The 16825-nt window shown below is 66.7% G+C and carries 20 protein-coding genes; 13 read left to right on the top strand and 7 right to left on the bottom strand.

The window, feature by feature from the left end:
• The first annotated feature begins 128 nt into the window (after positions 1 to 128).
• Positions 129 to 740, top strand: coding sequence for an alpha/beta family hydrolase (locus AB0B25_RS30625; RefSeq protein WP_357186910.1), 612 nt, complete (start codon positions 129 to 131; stop codon positions 738 to 740).
• 30 nt (positions 741 to 770) lie between these two features.
• Here AB0B25_RS30625 and AB0B25_RS30620 read toward each other — a convergent pair whose 3' ends face one another.
• From AB0B25_RS30620 to AB0B25_RS30610, 3 genes are all read right to left on the bottom strand, one after another.
• Complete coding sequence (locus tag AB0B25_RS30620; protein WP_357186907.1) at positions 771 to 1448, bottom strand: class I SAM-dependent methyltransferase; 678 nt, start codon at positions 1446 to 1448, stop codon at positions 771 to 773.
• A gap of 39 nt (positions 1449 to 1487) precedes the next feature.
• Complete coding sequence (locus tag AB0B25_RS30615; protein ID WP_357186904.1) at positions 1488 to 2696, bottom strand: erythromycin esterase family protein; 1209 nt, start codon at positions 2694 to 2696, stop codon at positions 1488 to 1490.
• 99 nt (positions 2697 to 2795) lie between these two features.
• Positions 2796 to 3902 carry a DUF4185 domain-containing protein gene (locus AB0B25_RS30610; protein ID WP_357186902.1) on the bottom strand — a complete coding sequence of 369 codons (1107 nt, stop codon included), beginning with the start codon at positions 3900 to 3902 and terminating at the stop codon, positions 2796 to 2798.
• 703 nt (positions 3903 to 4605) lie between these two features.
• Here AB0B25_RS30610 and AB0B25_RS30605 point away from each other — a divergent pair.
• The 3 genes from AB0B25_RS30605 to AB0B25_RS30595 are packed head-to-tail and all read left to right on the top strand — an operon-like array spanning position 4606 to position 7543.
• Positions 4606 to 6138 carry an acetyl-CoA acetyltransferase gene (locus AB0B25_RS30605; RefSeq protein WP_357186899.1) on the top strand — a complete coding sequence of 511 codons (1533 nt, stop codon included), beginning with the start codon at positions 4606 to 4608 and terminating at the stop codon, positions 6136 to 6138.
• Positions 6135 to 6899 (top strand): crotonase/enoyl-CoA hydratase family protein, encoded by a 765-nt coding sequence (locus AB0B25_RS30600; RefSeq protein ID WP_357186896.1) that lies wholly within the window; start codon positions 6135 to 6137, stop codon positions 6897 to 6899. The genes AB0B25_RS30605 and AB0B25_RS30600 overlap by 4 nt, the downstream gene beginning before the upstream one ends.
• 5 nt (positions 6900 to 6904) lie before the next feature.
• Positions 6905 to 7543 carry a TetR/AcrR family transcriptional regulator gene (locus AB0B25_RS30595; protein WP_357186893.1) on the top strand — a complete coding sequence of 213 codons (639 nt, stop codon included), beginning with the start codon at positions 6905 to 6907 and terminating at the stop codon, positions 7541 to 7543.
• A 10-nt stretch (positions 7544 to 7553) separates the two neighbouring features.
• Here AB0B25_RS30595 and AB0B25_RS30590 read toward each other — a convergent pair whose 3' ends face one another.
• Positions 7554 to 8342 carry an alpha/beta hydrolase gene (locus tag AB0B25_RS30590; RefSeq protein ID WP_357186890.1) on the bottom strand — a complete coding sequence of 263 codons (789 nt, stop codon included), beginning with the start codon at positions 8340 to 8342 and terminating at the stop codon, positions 7554 to 7556.
• Between the two features lie 216 nt (positions 8343 to 8558).
• On the opposite strand from AB0B25_RS30590, the gene AB0B25_RS30585 reads away from it, so the two are divergent.
• The 6 genes from AB0B25_RS30585 to AB0B25_RS30560 all read left to right on the top strand — a co-directional run bounded on the left by AB0B25_RS30585 (position 8559) and on the right by AB0B25_RS30560 (position 11554).
• Complete coding sequence (locus AB0B25_RS30585) at positions 8559 to 8783, top strand: hypothetical protein (RefSeq protein WP_357186887.1); 225 nt, start codon at positions 8559 to 8561, stop codon at positions 8781 to 8783.
• On the top strand, positions 8770 to 9066 hold the full coding sequence (locus AB0B25_RS30580) for a hypothetical protein (protein ID WP_357186884.1): 297 nt from the start codon (positions 8770 to 8772) through the stop codon (positions 9064 to 9066). The genes AB0B25_RS30585 and AB0B25_RS30580 overlap by 14 nt, the downstream gene beginning before the upstream one ends.
• A 142-nt stretch (positions 9067 to 9208) precedes the next feature.
• Positions 9209 to 9550: a hypothetical protein gene (locus AB0B25_RS30575; protein ID WP_357186881.1), complete on the top strand. Its 342-nt coding sequence runs from the start codon at positions 9209 to 9211 to the stop codon at positions 9548 to 9550.
• Positions 9551 to 9959: 409 nt separating this feature from the next.
• Complete coding sequence (locus tag AB0B25_RS30570; protein ID WP_357186913.1) at positions 9960 to 10313, top strand: hypothetical protein; 354 nt, start codon at positions 9960 to 9962, stop codon at positions 10311 to 10313.
• Between the two features lie 133 nt (positions 10314 to 10446).
• Positions 10447 to 11046, top strand: a complete 600-nt coding sequence (locus AB0B25_RS30565) for an acyl-CoA dehydrogenase family protein (RefSeq protein ID WP_357186878.1) — start codon at positions 10447 to 10449, stop codon at positions 11044 to 11046.
• The gene (locus AB0B25_RS30560; RefSeq protein ID WP_357186875.1) at positions 11039 to 11554 is read left to right on the top strand and encodes a flavin reductase family protein; all 516 of its coding nucleotides are present in this window, start codon (positions 11039 to 11041) and stop codon (positions 11552 to 11554) included. Before AB0B25_RS30565 ends, AB0B25_RS30560 begins: the two co-directional genes overlap by 8 nt.
• 195 nt (positions 11555 to 11749) lie before the next feature.
• Here the strand turns inward: AB0B25_RS30560 and AB0B25_RS30555 are convergent, their stop codons facing one another.
• The 3 genes from AB0B25_RS30555 to AB0B25_RS30545 form a co-directional block, all read right to left on the bottom strand.
• Positions 11750 to 13087, bottom strand: a complete 1338-nt coding sequence (locus AB0B25_RS30555; protein WP_357186872.1) for a hypothetical protein — start codon at positions 13085 to 13087, stop codon at positions 11750 to 11752.
• Positions 13087 to 13380 (bottom strand): type VII secretion target, encoded by a 294-nt coding sequence (locus AB0B25_RS30550; protein WP_357186870.1) that lies wholly within the window; start codon positions 13378 to 13380, stop codon positions 13087 to 13089. The genes AB0B25_RS30555 and AB0B25_RS30550 overlap by 1 nt, the downstream gene beginning before the upstream one ends.
• A 359-nt stretch (positions 13381 to 13739) precedes the next feature.
• A complete protein-coding gene (locus AB0B25_RS30545) occupies positions 13740 to 14168 on the bottom strand; it encodes a nitroreductase family deazaflavin-dependent oxidoreductase (RefSeq protein WP_357186866.1) in 429 nt (142 codons plus the stop codon).
• A gap of 499 nt (positions 14169 to 14667) precedes the next feature.
• Here AB0B25_RS30545 and AB0B25_RS30540 point away from each other — a divergent pair, with 499 nt between their 5' ends.
• Genes AB0B25_RS30540 through AB0B25_RS30530 form a run of 3 tightly spaced genes read left to right on the top strand, consistent with a single transcriptional unit; the run spans position 14668 to position 16561 of the window.
• Positions 14668 to 15045: a metalloregulator ArsR/SmtB family transcription factor gene (locus AB0B25_RS30540; RefSeq protein WP_357186863.1), complete on the top strand. Its 378-nt coding sequence runs from the start codon at positions 14668 to 14670 to the stop codon at positions 15043 to 15045.
• On the top strand, positions 15042 to 16148 hold the full coding sequence (gene arsB, locus AB0B25_RS30535; protein ID WP_357186860.1) for an ACR3 family arsenite efflux transporter: 1107 nt from the start codon (positions 15042 to 15044) through the stop codon (positions 16146 to 16148). The genes AB0B25_RS30540 and arsB overlap by 4 nt, the downstream gene beginning before the upstream one ends.
• On the top strand, positions 16145 to 16561 hold the full coding sequence (locus AB0B25_RS30530) for an arsenate reductase ArsC (protein WP_357186857.1): 417 nt from the start codon (positions 16145 to 16147) through the stop codon (positions 16559 to 16561). Before arsB ends, AB0B25_RS30530 begins: the two co-directional genes overlap by 4 nt.
• Positions 16562 to 16825 lie beyond the last annotated feature (264 nt).

The following is a 16825-nucleotide window of genomic DNA, read 5'->3' as shown; positions in this document are numbered from 1 at the left end:
CGAGCGGCCGCTGCGCCCGCGACGAAGTCGCAAGCGGCGGTCGCTCGGACGCGAGCCACACAGGGGCCGCGAACCCGCAGCGCCGCAGGCGCTGCCAAACAAACACAGCAAATTCAATACAGTGAGGTGTGCGCATCGAGACGAGTGCCGGACCGGCTGAGATCGAACTCGATCAGCCGCGTAGACCCGCGTTCCTGCTGCTGCTCACACATGGTTCCGGCGGCGGGGTGGACGCGAAAGATCTTCTCGCGGTACGTGATTCGGCGCTTCGTCTGGGTGGGGCCGTGGCGCGGGTCGTGCAGCCGTACCGGGTCGCCGGCCGCCGCGCGCCCGGTTCGGCGGTCAAACAGGACGAGGCCTGGTTGGAGATCGTTGCTCACCTGCGCGGGCGTAAGCGAATCCCGCTGATCCAGGGTGGACGGAGCAACGGGGCACGGGTCGCCTGTCGGACCGCCGTCCCGGCGCGGGTGCGCGGCGTGATCGCGCTTTCTTTCCCGCTGCACCCGCCGGGGAAGCCGGATAGATCCCGTCGCGAGGAGTTGCTGGACGCCGAACCTGTCGAGGTGGTGGTCGTCAACGGGGCCAATGATCCTTTCGGTATCCCGGACCCCGCCGATGCCGCCGAAGTCCGGGTCATCCCCGGCCAGCCCCACTCCTTTCGTGCGAACTTCGACCTCATTTCCGAGACCGTCACCCCCTGGTTGATCCGCTGGTCCGAGCGGCCGGCGACGAACGGTTAGGGGGCGTCATGGCGTGCCGTTCGTCGGCGGTCAGTCGGTGGGTTGGTCGGGTGGGCGGGTGGCGATGACGAGGGCGTCGATCGCGTCGCGGGTTTCGGTGGGACGGAAGACGCGGTCGGCGGTGCGGATGCGGATGCGGTGGGCGGCAGCTACGGGGCCCAGGTCGGCGACGATGTCGTCGGGGGTGTAGAGGATGGCGGGGTCCTGTGGGCCGCCGCAGCCATCGGTCAGGTTCGTGGTGTCGTGGCCGAGGACGAGCAGAGTGCCGTCGGGGGCGAGTAGCTCGGCCGACCGTCGGACCACTGAGCGGCGCTGCTCGGGGGGTAAGTGCAGGAAGACCATCAAGACCAGTTCGAACGGTCCGGTGATGCCTGCCGCGTCGAGGTCGGTGACGTCAGCGCACTGCCAGGTGATGCGGCCGCGGACCGAGCGGGACAGTCGCGAGGCCACGGTACGGCCTTTGTCGATGCCGACCTGGGAATAGTCGACCGCGTGCACCTGCCAACCGTGCGTGGCGAGCCACAGCGTGTTGCGGCCCTCGCCGCACGCGAGGTCGAGAGCGCGCGGGAACTCCGGGGGATCGCCGTCGGGTGGCACCGCCGTGCGCCGCTGTAATCCGTAGATGTGCTCTACCACGGTGCTGTTCGGCGGTGCGCCCCAGACTAATTCCGTTTGCGCGTAACGCTCGTCCCAATCGGCCGCATCCATAGTCGCGAGTCTATTGATCGCCCGAACCGCGGTTGTCCCTCAGACGGATACTTGCGGCAGCCAGCGCACCGGCGTGGTCTCGCGCACGTGGATCAGCACATCGAACGCGGCGGCGAGCGACTGCACCCGGATGTGTGCGGTCGCGTCGGCAGCCGGGTCGTACACGCCGCTGATGGTGCGGGCCTTCGCGGGGGTGGTCAGCCAGCGGCGGACCGATTCCGGCGCGTCGGCGTGCAGGTCCACGTAGAATGCCGGCAGGTCGAGCGCTCCGAGGGTGGCGTCGATCAGGTCGGGCAGTGGGTCGGGCGCTACCGCTACGCCCAGGTTCCCGTGGTGGAAGCCGATGGCCACCGAGATGTATCGGTCGCCGAAATGCTCGCGCAGGTAGCTACCCACGCCGCGGAATTCGGCTGATTCCATCGTGATGCGGGCGTTGGTGGTGTGCGCGAGTCCGTCCCAGTAGGCGATCTTGGCGCCGGTCGTGCGCTGCCACTCGATCACGGTTTCCGCGTCGGGCCGCTCATCGCGGGCGAAACTGCCCTGACCTGCGACGCTGTGCTGATGGAAGTCCCGGATCAGGCGCGCGTGGGTCAGTGCGGTGGCGCGTTCCGGCGTATCCGGCAGGGCTTCGAGTAGTGCCAGTGCGTCCCGAGCGTGCTCGACGAACGGGCGGCCCGGGTGCACGCCCCGATAGCGCTGGACGTGTTCGTCGACCTGGTGCGCGGTGCGAATCGGCGCCAGGTGCGCATCCATCGCGGCCAGCTGCTCCGGTGCGGTATCGCGCACGGAGGCGAGTACCGCGTCGTAGTCACTCGGTTCGGCATGTGTCGGCTGGACGCCGAAGATCCGCACCGGATCGTCCGGATGGGCGCGGTTGTACGCGCGGATCCACTGCAGTGTCGCGATGGTTTCCTCGGTTCGCCACGGCCGCCAGGCGTCGCTGAGCACCGTTTCTGGATCGCTCACACCGGTGGTGACGAACCGATCCCAGCGTGCGCCGGACTGCGCGCTGTCCTGGATCGCCAGCGCGCGGAAGCCGTGCCGCCGCACCAACGCCCGAAACACGCGCTCCCGCACGCCGCAGGTCTGCCGCGAGAACCGCGTCGATTCGCCGAGGCCTACCACGGTCGCGGAGTCGAGTCCGGCGAGCAGGTTGTCGAGATCACGGCCGGTAGCAGCCGGATCGGTGCTGTCCACCCGATGGGCGTTGGCGCTGAGCCAGGCATGGATATCGGCGGTGGTGCCCACTGGTCCTCCTGAAAACGAAAACAACCCGACGCGGTTCAGCCTCATACGTAAACCCTTGTTGAGGTCAACTACCGCGCAGGATCGCTCCGTTCGCCGGTGCTACAGCGTTGTGCGCATCAGCACGACGTTGTACTGGCTGTGCACAGTCGTGAGGAAGTAAAGGTCGCGTCCGGTCTGATACGGGTAGATCGAAGGAGCGTAAGCGGTCGGCAATTCTCTGGTGTCGATCAGCACCTCGGGGGCGCTCCATGGGCCCGCCGGCGAGGGTGCGCGACGCAGCACCACGGAGTTGAACGGATCGGTGGTCAGCGAGATGAACTGTCCCAGGTAGTCGTTGTACATCACCGAGAGTTCGCCCACGCCCCCCATGATCGGCACCGCCGCATTCACGTCGTTCATGCGCCAACGATCGCCATCCCAGTATTCGTATCGGCTCAGATTCGCGATGTCGCTTTCACGGACCCGCGCTACATATGCGGCTTTGTTGCGGCCGGAGGGAGTGCCGTACTCGTAGATGTATCCGCCATTCTTCAGAAAGGAGTTCATCTGGAAGTTGGCGTCGGCGCCCTCGTTCGGCCGTCGGGTTTCCGGTAGGTCGGCCCATGTTTCGCCGTTGTCACCGGATACGGCCAGTCCGGAGAAGTTGGTGCTCCACTGGCCGACATCGTCCCAGTTCCGCACCGACATCAGGCTCATGTACTGCACGCCGTCGGCCGAGATCCCCGCCGTGGGAATCCGGCTGATTTCCAGGAATGGAATTTTCGGGCTGGGAATCAGATCACGCGCCTGGCCGAATACGTCACGTACCACGCTGTCGAAGAAGATGCCGCCGGCCGGATCCTGGGTATGGCTGCGGAGGAGGATATTGCTGCGCCATGCCCAGGCGCTGCCGGCGAGCAGGTTCGGAAGACCGAACCCCGCGGTGTCACCGAAAGCGGTGAGCATTTCGCCGTGGCCGTTGTCCCACATGATGCCGAGGTCGGTGCCCAGCACGTTGTAGGTCTGGGTATTGTTCGGGCTGGCCATGCCCGTCATCTGGAATATCGCCCTGCTGCGGCCGGCCAGATTCGGTAATCCGGTGGTGCCGTTGAGAACCGGAATCGGATTGATCGCGTTCGGATTGGCGGTGGCGGGTGAGGTTGCCATCAGGAGCAAAGCCGAGGCGCCCGCCAATGCTGAAAGCAGAATGGATCCGGTCCTGGTCAATGTCTGTGAGCCCTCCGGTTGAATGCCGAGAGCGGTGCGAAACACAGAATTCCCGCGATACACAGACCCTTCGCAGTGTGCCACGCACCACTATTCGACTGGCTGGCGAATCTTGCAAAATGCTAACAGCGGGACCAGGAGGATTGTGGCGTGTGTCTCAGACTGCTGAGTCTCAGTTTGGTTAACTGGCAGATTGCCATCTGGGTTTGTCGGCTGAGGTATGAGATGGATCGCCCGTGCGAGTGCGATGTGGTGGTGGCGTGGGCCATTTCGGTATTCGAAATCAAAAGGGCAGCAATGTATTTAGCATGAACGAGGTTGTGGTGCCGCGTCGAGGGTGCCGGCCCGAGGGTGGGGGTTTGATTGCCTAACCTTAGCTGCAAACGCGCGAGGGTTTCGGCCGCTGCTGGCGTCGGGTTCGGTGCCCGAGCGGCTTTCCGCGCACGTGTCCATGCGGCGCACGCCCGCCGTGCCGGTGATCGGATCGCGGCGCCGGTCGATGATCATGCCGTGGCGTGCGCCCGACCGGTGGCGGGTGACGTCCGCGTTCGCTATCCAGCAGCAGCGTGATGTTGATACTCATTCTTGAATCTTGCTGATGGATCAGCTCCACTTACCGGTGCTATTGCCCGAGGCTTTCGGCCTCTGTTCTAATCGGACGAAAGGTACCGTCAATACTGACGGTTATGGATCCGGAGGAACGATGCTGCCAGCCGGTATGGACCCGCGGACGCCGGTACTCGTCGTCGCAGGGCTGGTCGTGCACCGATCCGGCGAGCCGGGCTTACCAGGTCCGGTCGAGCTCGCGGCCGAATCCCTGCGGCGCGCGGGCGCCGACAGCGGGGTCGGCGATCGGTTGCTGCGGTCCGTGGACCTGGTCGCCGCCGTTGCTCCGGTCAGCCATCCGTACGGTGACCTCGGTGCGCTGGTTGCCGCCGAGGTCGGCGCCGCCCCGAAGCGAACCGTTCAATCCGTGCGTTTCGGCGGCGACGCACCGCAACGTTTGCTCAACGCCGTCGCGCAGGCCATCGCCGACGGGCGATCGGACGTCGCGGTGATCACTGGTGCCGAAGCGGTGGCCTCCTGGAACGCCGCCACCCGCACTGGTACCGCACTGGACTGGCCGCAACAGTCCCAGGACACGCTGCCCGGCGCGATCGTCGGGTCGAATCGGGCGCCCAACTCGGATATGGAGACCGCCGCGGGCTTGTGGGGTCCGGTGTACTTTTACGCGCTGATGGAGACGGCGTTGCGCCGCAGGCTCGGTCTGAGTGAAGCCATCCACCGGGAGCGGATCGGCGGGCTGTGGTCGCGGCTGTCCGCGGTCGCCGCGCGCAATCCGTACGCGTGGCAGCCCGTCGCACGCTCGGCCGCTGAACTCCTGGCGCCGAGGCCTGGCAATCGCATGGTGTCGACGCCCTATCCGAAGCTCCTGGTCGCGAACCTATCGGTCGACCTGGGCGCCGGGCTGATCCTGTGCAGTGCCGCCGCCGCCGACGCGGCAGGGGTGCCGAGGGAGCGCTGGGTGTTCCCCCACGGTGGCGCCACCGCGACCGACGAGTGGTTCGTCTCCGAGCGCGCCGACATGGCCGTGTCGCCTGCCATCGCGGCGGCGGGCCGCGCGGCGCTGGCCACGGCCGGCATCGACATCGATGCGGTCGCGCACATCGATCTCTACGCGTGCTTCCCGGCCGCCGTGCAGATCGCCGCCGAGGCGCTCGGGCTGCCGATCGACGACTCGACGCGCGCACTGTCGATAACCGGTGGGCTCACCTTCGCCGGCGGGCCGGGCAACAACTACACGACGCATGCGGTCGCGACACTGGTCGGCGTGCTGCGCACGGACCCGAGCGCCTACGGACTTGCGACAGCGCTGGGGTGGTACAGCACCAAGCACGGCATCGGCGTGTACTCCGCAACACCGCCCGCGCGACTGTTCCACGCGATCGAAGCGCAGGCTCCGGCGGCGCGGCGCGCGCAGGCCCCCGGATACACCGGTTCCGCGACGGTCGAGGCGTACACGGTCGCGTACCACAAGGGGTCGGCGCCGGAATACTTCGATGAGCCCGAAGCCGTGGTGATGAGTGCGCTGACGCCCGCGGGCGCCCGCATACTGGTTCGGGCGTCCGATGCCGACACCATCGCGGCGTTCACCGAGGGCGACCCGCTCGGCGCGGACGTCGAGATCGCCGCCGCGGATAGGTTCACCCTGCTCACCGAGAGGAACGCCCGATGACCGACCTGGTAGTTGTCGATCGGCGCGATGCGATCACCGTGCTGACCATCAACCGTCCCGAGGTGCGCAACGCCATCGACCTCGCCACCGCACAGGCCATCGAGTCAGCCGTCGACGAGTTCGAGGCCGACGACGCCGCGCGTGTCCTCGTGCTCACCGGCGCGGGCGGAACATTCAGTGCCGGAATGGATCTCGTCGCCGCCTCGAAGGGCGAGATGCCGATGACGCAGCGCCGTGGCCCGCTCGGCATCGCGGCGAAGCCGCCGGTGAAGCCGATGGTCTCGGCGGTCGAAGGCTTCGCCCTGGCAGGTGGTTTCGAGTTGGCGCTGTCGGGTGATCTGATCGTCGCCGCGCGCGACGCGCAGTTCGGTATCCCCGAGGTCAAGCGCGGTCTGGTGGCCGCGGGCGGCGGCGTACTGCGGCTGAGTCAGCGGCTGCCGCGCAACATGGCCGCCGAACTCGCGCTCACCGGCGCGAGGGTCGGCGCCGAGCGGCTCTATCAGCTCGGTGTGGTCAATCGCGTCAGTGAGCCGGGCGCGGCCCTGGCGGGAGCGCTGGAGATGGCGGCCGAGATCGCCGCCGCCGCGCCGCTTGCGGTGGCGGCGAGTAAGCAGATCATCGACCGGTCGCCGGACTGGTCGGTCGAGGAGGGCTTCGCGAAGCAGGGCGAGATCGCCGTGCCCGCACTGTTTTCCGAAGACGCCGCCGAGGGCGCCCTCGCGTTCGCGCAGAAGCGCGAGCCTCGATGGCAGGGGCGCTGAAGCCCATGCCGGATCGTGTCCGGGAGACGCAGGCGCGGCGTAGGGAGCGCATGCGCACCCGACTGCTGGACGCGGCGGTGGAAAGCATGGTCGAGGTCGGCTACGCGGGCACGACGACACTGGAGGTGCAGAAGCGGGCCGGAGTATCGCGCGGCACCCTGCAGCATTACTTCCCGACCAAGGCCGATCTCCTCGCCGGCGCCGTCGAGCACGTCGCCGCACGCCGATTCGCGCAGATGACACGTGAATTCGAGGCGATACCACCGGATGCGGACCGATTGGCGACGGCGGTCGAGCTGACCACGCGGATGCTCAGCGGTCCGTCGTTCTGGGCCGCGCTGGAGATGTGGGTCGGCGCGCGCACCGACCCGGAACTACTCGCGGCGTTACTGCCACTGGAGTCCCGATTGTTCGAGTCGATGCACAACAGCATTCGCGAGATCTTCCGTCACGAGTTCCCTGACGACCCGCGGGTTCCGACGGTCACCGAGTTCACCATCGAGATGATGACCGGACTCGCCCTGCGGGTGCTGCTGACCGGAGATCTGGAGCGGACCCGAATTCTCCAGCACCGGTGGGGGAACGCGGTGCATGTGTTGCTCGGCGCCGCCGACGCGGACACCCTGCTCGATCCACCCGGCTGACGAACCGACGCTAGCGCGCCCGCTCGATCGTCTCGCGCAGCACACGTGCGCAGCTGGACGGGTCATCGAAGAACGGGGTGTGCCCGCTGCCGCGCAGGGTGACGTGCTCGGCATTCGGCAGCACGGCGCGCGCCCTGCGGCTTTGCGTGGCATAGGTGAGCAAGATGTCGCGGTTGCCCCAGGCGATCGTGACGGGAATGTCTGCCAGCGAACCGGTCTCGGGCAGTTCGGTGTCGGTGAACGACGCGAGCGCCGGGGCGAATCCCGCCGCGTCCGCCGCGTTGGTCGCGATGTCCAATGCCACGTGGGCGTTCAGCGCCCAAGGTTTGCCGAAGATCAGCGTCAGGAACACGGTCCGGCCCACCGCGGTGCCGAGGACGGCAGGTAGCGCGGGCCGCAGCACCCGGGCGAGCGCCTGCGATCTACCCAGCGACTGCTGGCACCAGATGCGACCCGCGGTGCTCCAGAAGGCGATCGGTGAGTAAGCGGTGACCGAACGGGCCAGACCGCGCGCGCCCAGATTCAGTCCGATCAGCCCGCCCATCGAATTACCCGCCAGATGTGGACGATCGATCCCTTGCGCGGACAGGAACTCGGCGAGGGCGTCGGTGAGCGTGTCGACAGTCGTGTGCGCGAGCGGCGTCGAGGTGCCGAATCCTGGCAGGTCGACCGCGATCACTTCGTAGGAAGCGGCCAGGGTATCGATGATCGGCTTCCATATCCGCCATTGGGCCCCAACCCCGTGTATCAGCACGATCGGTTCCCCTGCGCCGACCCGATGATGATGCAATGTCGTCATGCTCGTCATCCCCGTCTGCCGTCGGACGATCGGGTCAACCCTAACAGCAGTGGTCGGCCATCAGTTCGGATCGGCCGAGGCGAAACCGCACGGTGCGGGGATGTCCGGGATGCGGGGATGTCCGGGATGCGGGGATGTCCGGAATGATGGTCAGCAGGGCGGGGAAGTGCGTACGCCGCCGCCAGCATGGTACTCGCCGACGGTACGATAATCGGTATGGCAACACGTAAGGTCACCTTGTCGTTCGACGAGGCTGCCTGGTCCTATGCCGAACAGGCCGCGGCCCGCTCGGGCATGTCACCCTCGGCGTGGATATCGAAGGCCGCGCGACGCGAGGCCGTGCGTATGGGCGTCGGGCCCGGGTCGGACGTGACCGCCGATGCCGCCGCGGACGCGGCCGAACTCGCGGCCGCCGAGGAGGCGATGCGTGCTTCGGGGTGAACTGTGGAACTACAACCCGCATGGTTCGCCGCGTCGCCGGACGGTTGTGCTGATCAGCAGCGATGGCATCAACCAATCCCCTCGCCCATGGCTGATCGGCGCCGAGGTGGTCGACGAGGACCCGCGCGACATTCTCGCCGTCCCGGTGCAGGAGCACGGCTGGGTGCACGCCGGGAACATCGGGCGCATCTTTCGCGGTTGGCTGTCCGAGCGGGTCGACGCGGTGGATATCGCTACTCTGGAGCGCCTCGACACCGCGCTACGGGCGGCGATGGATCTGTGAGACGGGCGCGGTCGCCGCAGCGCAACATCTTGTGCGGGAACGCATCCGATGTCGATCGGCGGGAATGACTACCGCGGGGCGCGGCGCGGCATTATGGTGTCCTCGCCCCACACGGTGGCTATTTCGACGGAAGAGGAGTCAAGTGCGGATCTGCATGATCGCCGCGGCGCTGATCGCGTTGCCGGTGCTCGCGGCCTGTGGCAGCGATAAGGACACGACGGCGGCCACGGTGACGCAGGCCGACCTCGCGAAGTCGCTGCACGACAAGGGCCTCAAGAACCAGCAGTTGGCGGACTGCGCCGCAAAGGTGTTCGTGGATCAGGGAATTTCGCAGGCCGGCCTGCGGGTCATGATCAGCGACAAGTACGACGCGAAGTCGCCCGACCAGGAGACGCTGGGCATGAGCAAGGAGGATGCGGACAAGGCGCGCTCCGCCAGCAGTCGCATTGCCTCCGAATGCATGTCGGCGGCGCAACTGCGCTGAGTCCGTCGCTACCGGTCGAGCGGTACCGCGGTTCCGGTCGACCGGAACCGGTTGTCGCGACAGTGCGGGACGGCTGTTGCGAAGCCTGATCACAGCTGGGAACACCAAAGTTGCCGGAGATCCCATGTGCCACTTTGCTTTGGTGCTGTGCTGCCGCTCGAATGGACTCGAGGCCCGACCGTGTAGGCAGCCCATTCCGGGCTGCCGGCCTGCGCGGTAACCGAGTTCGGTGGCGTGTGCGCGGAACTCGGTCATGACCTGATCGCGGTCGACGTAGCACAGGTCGGAGCGGCGAAGACGGCGGAAGTGGCCGTCGCAGCCGGGTACGGACCGCTGTCCGCCAGCGGGCGGCGAATTCCAGGGCGTTGATGCTGAGCGAGCGGTGGAAGAACCCGCTGGCCCCCGCGACCTGCTCGGGAAAGCCGGCGTATATCTGGCTCGCGTAGCTCACGCGAGCGTCGGTTCGCTGGCATCACTGCTCGGTCGGTTCGTCCAACCGGAACGGCCGCGTCCACCGGAACCCGAGGGTGAGACCGGCAGCGGGGTGTGGGCGATATACCGCATCGATGACGTCGGCGAGGCCAGGATCGACCAGGTCTTTCCGAGCGAACTCGAGGCCTTACGCGCACATCGCGACAGCACCGATGACCGCCGCCGGGTACGGTTTCTGCCCTCTGGGTTCCGGCAAGGGTGTGGTTGCGCCACGCCGGGTCCGCGCAGTCGAGCAACTCCACCCATTGCTCCGGCGTCGGCGGTGGAGTAACGGGCCGATCCGATCCGGCCGATTCAAACCCTCGTGGCGTTCGGGTCATGGTGTTGGACTGGACGGAGGCCGGGTGCGCGGGGTGCGACCGGTCTCCGATCCGACCGCTACCCCGAAACACGATGGAGCTGCTATGACCACGGAGCATAGCGCCGGGCGAGCCCGGTTCGCGTCCTGCGTTGCCGATCGTATTCTGTCGGCGGCGCAGGCATTCGCGGTCGCGGACCGGTTCGTGGCGGAATTCGGCACGGGGGCCGCCGCGCGTGACCGGGATCGGACGTTGCCATACCTGGAGATCGACAGGCTCGCTGCCAGCGGTTTGCTGGCCGTCGCCGTGCCGGCCGCCTACGGTGGCGCCGATCTGCCACCGAGCGCAGTCGCGGAGGTAGTGCGGATCCTTGCCGTCGCCGACCCCAACATCGCCCAGATCCCACATAATCACTTCGTCTATCTGAACCTGCTGCGGCTGGCCGGTTCCCGCAGCAGTGCGCGATATTTCGGCCGAGTGCTCGCGGTGCCGGTGATGCTCGGCGCGGGACCCGCCCATGCGCTAGCGCCCGACCTGCTGCTCGAGCCGGTGCTGGTCGAGATCGGAGCTACCGCGGCCCTGCCGGGGCTCTATCTGTCCGGCCGCACATTCCACGAGGACGGTGTGATCGACCGGTACAGTGATCGATGGCGCTCGGTCGCCCAGGCACTGGCCACCAGTTCGAAGGCTGCGAATCATGCATGACCTGTTCGGATCTCCCGCCGACGGAGCCGGACTCCGTCGCGCGTTCGCCAACTTCCCCAGCGGTGTCGTCGCGGTATGCGCCGAGCTCGACGGTACCTCATACGGGCTCGCGGTCAGCACTTTCGTCCCCGTTTCGCTCGACCCACCGCTGGTCTCGTTCTGCGTACAGAACTCCTCGGCGACCTGGCCCAAGCTCGCAGCCGCGAGCCATCTCGGCCTCAGCCTGCTCGGTACGGACCAACAAGCCGCCGCACGCTCGCTCGGCACCCGGGACGGGGACCGTTTCCGCGACGTCGATCTGTACCGCGGCAGCGGTGATGCCGTCTTCATCGAGGGCGCCTCCGCCTGGATCGAGGGCGTACCCGAAGCCACCGTTCCCGCGGGTGATCACGCCGTCGTCATCCTCCGCGTCCACCGCATCGCCACCCGCGCCGACGCGGACCCACTGGTCTTCCACGGCAGCCGCTTCCGTCGCCTGCACACGGAGACCGCCAACGGCGTTGCCTGATCGGTGTCTATCCGCCAGGTCCGAAAGGTCTTCGGTCGGATCGCCTCGGTTCGATGAGTGCATCGGGCGACCTCGGATGGGCCTGGGTCTGCTACCGGCGCCCGGACCAGCGATATCGCTCACGCCCACTCCCGGATCAGACTTCGTCGAACGTGCGGTGCGTTCCTCGTTTCAGGGTTTCACGGACATCGGCCATTACGGCGCGGCAGTGTATGTCGTGGGAGCGGCGTCTGTCGCGGGAGCATTGTCACCGTCCGGGACGGTTCGTGCGCCGGTGTAGCTGTCGGGTCCGTTCGGCAGGGTGAGCTGTCCGTCCGCAGGCAGTGTGCCTTCGTAGTGCTTGGCGGCGGACGCGCCGAGCAGGTCGAACTCCTGTGCCAGCCCCGCCGTGTGCAGCGCGCCGATCGCCGAATCGAAGACATCGAATCCCGCGATTTCGGTCACCTTGCCGCGATCCCAGTTGTACCGGTCGAAAATGTGGGTCCGATAATCGACGGTGATGTCTGGTTGTCCACCAGATGTTTCCGGAGAATGAACTGTGACGACGCCACTGGCGGAATTCTCCACCGACCCGAGTGCCAGAAACCAGTCCCGCTGCTGTTCCGGATCGAAACTGTAATCCTGCCACGGTGATTGGAACGGGATGGGGATCCCGTAGTTTCCGGTCGCCGCTGCCTCGGTGCAGATGCGTTGGACCTCGGCGCTCACGAGCTCGTCGGCAATCTGCTTCAGTCCGGGATCGTCATGCATGATCTGGTCGGGGTCCAGATTCACGTCCGCGCCACTGTTGCCGAGATAGTGGCGTAGATGCTTGGAGGCGTGGGGGAGGCCTTGTGCGTCCGCAGCCACCGCGGCCGCCTGAACCACGGCTTCGAGCGCGATATCGTCGCCGCGGCTGTACCAGGGTTGCGAACCATGCGGACCTTGTCCGCTATCGCGTGGCGGCAAGGGCGGCATTCCCGGGATCACCCAGGACGAACCGACGACCGACGGATCATGCCCGGGATCGCCGCCACTGAACTGCTCACCCCGGGCCCGTACCTGGTCGGAGGCATGCGTGAGGCCGATCGTGATGTCGGTCTGCACACTCAGCATCTCGCGGAGTGCGGTGTCGATCGCCGACTGATGAGTGCGGCGAACGGCTTCCCAGTCGTTGCCGGAGACTTCTGCCGGCGTCGAGACGGTCCAGTCATCGGCGACGGCGAGCCCGGCCTCCGTCGCTGCAGCGACCTTGCCGACCAATACCTCTCGGAAATCGGTCAGCGACTTCCCGCCGTCGATCATGACGTCGCCGAGTTCGTCGACCGCATGAGCGACCTTGCGGGCGGTGTCACTGTCCGTGGCGACCCGGTCGTAGGCGGCCCAGTATGCCGCACCATCCCAGTGCGATCCCGCATCGCGGATCTGGGTGACCATCCGCCGCGCGAGGTCGCCGAAATCGGCATTGCGAGCCGTTATTTCCCGCCCTGCCTCGGTGATCTTCCATGGCTGCCACGCCCATACCTGGCTGAGCAGGGGAACATCATCCGGCATCAGCCGCGCGCGTTCATCGCAGCCAGGTGATCGCGGAACTCGATATCGGTCACCGCATAGGTGCCCGCGCTTCCTCGACAGATGTCGGACATCCGCTCGCAGCGCACCGCCATTCTCAGCCACGCGCTTTCGACGTATTCGCCCGCGGTCGCGCATATCTCGGCCAGAGGTGAACTCGGCATCGCGCCGGCTACGGCATCGGCCCCGGCGCGGACGTGCAACGCACCGGCCCGCGCGCCGATATCGTCGATCGACGCTGCCAACTCTCGCAATTTCTCCGGGTCTACCTTCATTTGCCGGGCTCTCTCGTGCGCGTGCCGTCGGCGCCGTCGGCCGGCGACGACGGCGGCATCGCACCGGCTGTGCCCTGTCCATACGCTGGGGGTACCTGCATGTGCCGTTGTTCGACGAACGGCCGCCGACACCGGCCACTGCCCTCGTTCGCGATCAGGCGGTCCGGCGACCACTCGTCTGGGCTGATGGGACGCACATCGATCGTCATGCTGAATAGGACGCACCCCATGGCGCGCCGGTTCCATCCGCATTCATGCCACGAATGCTGCTGTCGCGCAACGTCTATCGTGCCAGGCGGCGCAACTCTGTCGTTTAGTCACGAACCCGCAGGCAGCTTCACGGTGCCCCTAGGGCGGTCCTACTTCGGAGTGAAGGTGACGATGGGAAAAGTCCGGGTCGTCTTGGCGGTGTAGTCGTCGTAGCCCTGGTACATCTCAACCAGCCTCGGCCACAGCTGGTCACGGTCCTCGCCGGTCACTTCGGTCGCGGTGGCCGAGATCTTCTGCGAGCCGATCTGAACGGTCACGTCGGGATGGTCGCGGAGGTTGAGATACCACGCCGGGTGTTTCGGCGCTCCCCGGTCCGAGGCCACCACAATGTAGCGCTCCTCGTCGAGGAGATAGAGCAGTGGCGTCGTGCGTTCTTTGCCCGACTTCCGCCCGGTCGTGGTCAGCAGCAGGACGGGTGAGTTGTAGAAGCTGCCGCCGATCTTGCCTCCGCTGGCACGGTATGCAACGGTGTTGGCCCGGACAAACATCTTCTCCACGGTTTTCGGCACGTATGCCATCGAGCGTCTCCTGATAGGTGAATCCGAAAGTGCGCTCGAAGGCTACCGCTGTTTCCGTGTTGGAGAAGACTTATCGGTGATCGAAGTCGGGGTCGTACGGCGATCTCCCCAGCGCGCTCAAAACCATTGTGACTGATGAATTTTAGAGGGTGGCGCTGGGGCAGCGGCGCGTACTTGTCGGCCTGCGCCCTGGATCTGACGGACCTGTCCCGTATGGCTGGATGCGCCGCGCGGGCCCCCGTGTGTCCGACGGTCCGAACGCAGTCGGCTGCCACCGGCGCTCAGTTCCCGCGCGGTCAGCGCCTGCCCTACGGTCTGAAGCAGGCCTGGAATCAGGAATGGGTGAAAACATCATCACGGTCTGGGCGGCCGGATCGGTGTTCGAACGCTTGACCGCAGCGTCTGGACGGCGAGCGCCCGCGCTAGGCGGCGGCGCGGTGTGTGGTTGTTCACCGGGTGTTCGCTTGCCTCCTGGATTGATGATTGTCAATATCGATGCATGTCTAAGTCGCAGTTGCCGGGGGTCTCGGTCGAGGCATGCAGCCCAGCGCCACGGGTGCGTGAGCCTCTGCCGGCTGAAGCCGCGGTGGAGTTGGCGGCGGTATTCAAGGCCTTGTCGGATCCGGTGCGGTTGCGGTTGCTGAGTTCCATCGCATCCCGGGCGGGGCGGGAAGCATGCGTCTGTGACCTGTCCGAGGGCATCGACCTGACTCAGCCGACGATCTCCCATCACCTGAAAGTGCTGCGCGAGGCCGGGCTGCTGATCAGCGAACGCCGCGCTTCATGGGTGTACTACCGGGTCGTTCCGCAGGTACTGCAGCGACTTTCGGACGCGTTACTGATGGCAAGCGGCTCGGGCGCCGAGGTGAACGCGTGAGCGTCACGACCGCCACCACTGGTGGCGGCGAGCGGGGTGTAGTGGCGAAGCTGTCGCGGCTGGACCGGTTCCTGCCCGTGTGGATCGGTGTCGCCATGGCCGCCGGGCTGCTGCTGGGGCGGCTCATCCCCGGTCTCGGGGACACTCTCGCCGTGGTCGAGATCGACGGAATCTCGTTGCCGATCGCGATCGGGTTGCTGATCTTGATGTACCCGGTTCTGGCGAAGGTCCGCTACGACCGACTCGACGCCGTCGCCGGCGACCGGCGGCTTCTGGTCGGCTCACTCGTGCTGAACTGGTTGTTGGGTCCGGTGCTGATGTTCGCGCTGGCGTGGCTGCTGCTGGCGGACCTGCCTGAATACCGAACCGGGTTGATCATCGTCGGGTTGGCCCGCTGTATCGCGATGGTGATCATCTGGAACGATCTGGCCTGTGGTGATCGTGAAGCCGCCGCGGTGCTGGTGGCGTTGAATTCGATCTTCCAGGTGATCATGTTCGCCGTCCTGGGCTGGTTCTACCTGTCGGTACTGCCCGGTTGGCTGGGGCTGGAGCAGACCACGATCGACACCGCGCCCTGGCAGATCGCGAAATCCGTACTGATCTTCCTCGGCATCCCCCTGCTGGCCGGGTTCCTGACACGGCGTTTCGGTGAGCGTGCGAAGGGGCGCGACTGGTATGAGTCGACCTTGCTGCCGCGAATCGGGCCGTGGGCGTTGTACGGGCTGTTGTTCACCATCGTGATCCTGTTCGCACTGCAGGGTGACCGGATCACATCCCAGCCGGTGGACGTCGTGCGCATCGCCGTGCCGCTGCTGGCCTACTTCGCGATCATGTGGGGCGGCGGCTATCTACTGGGCGCCGTGGTCCTGGGCTTGGGGTATGAGCGCACGACCACGCTGGCGTTCACCGCGGCGGGCAATAATTTCGAACTGGCCATCGCGGTCGCGATCGCCACCTACGGCGCGACCTCCGGACAGGCGCTCGCCGGGGTCGTCGGGCCGCTGATCGAGGTCCCGGTCCTGGTGGCGCTGGTGTATGTCTCTCTGGCGCTGCGTAATCGGTTCCGTGACGGGGTTGCCCTGGACGGGGCGTCGTCAGCGTGAGCGCACCGACAGTGTTGTTCGTGTGTGTGCGTAACAGCGGTAAATCGCAGATAGCGGCGGCGTTGATGCGCCAACTCGCCGGCGAACGCGTCGAGGCGCATTCAGCCGGCACCGATCCGGGTGCGGCACTGAATCCGCTCGCGCTGCAGGTGCTCGACGAAGTCGGCGCCCCCACCGCTGGTGAAGCACCCAAGCCGATCGATGCCGCCCTGCTCGAACGCACCGATGTGGTTGTCGTGCTGGGGCGTGAAGCCCGACCCCGCGTTCCCGAGGGAGTGCCGACGCGGCACTGGGACACCGTGGAGCCTTCGCGGTGGGGAGTCGAGGGCATCGAGCGCATGCGCTTGATCCGCGATGACATCAATGACCGCATCCAAGCCCTGCTCGCCGAACTCGAAACCCCCTCGGCCTGAGCCTGCCCAGCTGGACATCTGGGTCGGGCACCGCCCCGCCGGCACCCCGAAGCCCCGCCCGCGACAACCGACTGCCGCGACCGGGGCATCGACATCGCCCACCTCGAGCCTGAGCCCTACCGATCGGCCGGTGCGCAGCACGCGACCCCGGCTTCCGCCTCGGATTCGGTTTCGCCGCGACCGTCGGTGCCGCAGCAGGCCTGCACCGCCTCCCTGTCACTCACCCCGGTCGGTTCCGGGGCGGTGCCGAAGTGCTCGGTATCG

The sequence above is a fragment of the Nocardia sp. NPDC049190 genome (assembly GCF_040648115.1).
GTDB lineage: Bacteria > Actinomycetota > Actinomycetes > Mycobacteriales > Mycobacteriaceae > Nocardia.
The sequence above is the reverse complement of the archived record's forward strand: the minus strand, read 5'-3'. Positions and strand labels throughout refer to the sequence as shown.

Coding starts and splice junctions, on each gene's coding strand:
- AB0B25_RS30590 (WP_357186890.1), bottom strand. CDS start 8,342: ATGACGACATTGCATCATCATCGGGTCGGCGCAGGGGAACCGATCGTG.
- AB0B25_RS30600 (WP_357186896.1), top strand. CDS start 6,135: ATGACCGACCTGGTAGTTGTCGATCGGCGCGATGCGATCACCGTGCTG.
- AB0B25_RS30585 (WP_357186887.1), top strand. CDS start 8,559: ATGGCAACACGTAAGGTCACCTTGTCGTTCGACGAGGCTGCCTGGTCC.
- AB0B25_RS30550 (WP_357186870.1), bottom strand. CDS start 13,380: ATGAAGGTAGACCCGGAGAAATTGCGAGAGTTGGCAGCGTCGATCGAC.
- AB0B25_RS30560 (WP_357186875.1), top strand. CDS start 11,039: ATGCATGACCTGTTCGGATCTCCCGCCGACGGAGCCGGACTCCGTCGC.
- AB0B25_RS30605 (WP_357186899.1), top strand. CDS start 4,606: ATGCTGCCAGCCGGTATGGACCCGCGGACGCCGGTACTCGTCGTCGCA.
- AB0B25_RS30555 (WP_357186872.1), bottom strand. CDS start 13,087: ATGCCGGATGATGTTCCCCTGCTCAGCCAGGTATGGGCGTGGCAGCCA.
- AB0B25_RS30540 (WP_357186863.1), top strand. CDS start 14,668: ATGTCTAAGTCGCAGTTGCCGGGGGTCTCGGTCGAGGCATGCAGCCCA.
- AB0B25_RS30620 (WP_357186907.1), bottom strand. CDS start 1,448: ATGGATGCGGCCGATTGGGACGAGCGTTACGCGCAAACGGAATTAGTC.
- AB0B25_RS30545 (WP_357186866.1), bottom strand. CDS start 14,168: ATGGCATACGTGCCGAAAACCGTGGAGAAGATGTTTGTCCGGGCCAAC.
- AB0B25_RS30595 (WP_357186893.1), top strand. CDS start 6,905: ATGCCGGATCGTGTCCGGGAGACGCAGGCGCGGCGTAGGGAGCGCATG.
- AB0B25_RS30565 (WP_357186878.1), top strand. CDS start 10,447: ATGACCACGGAGCATAGCGCCGGGCGAGCCCGGTTCGCGTCCTGCGTT.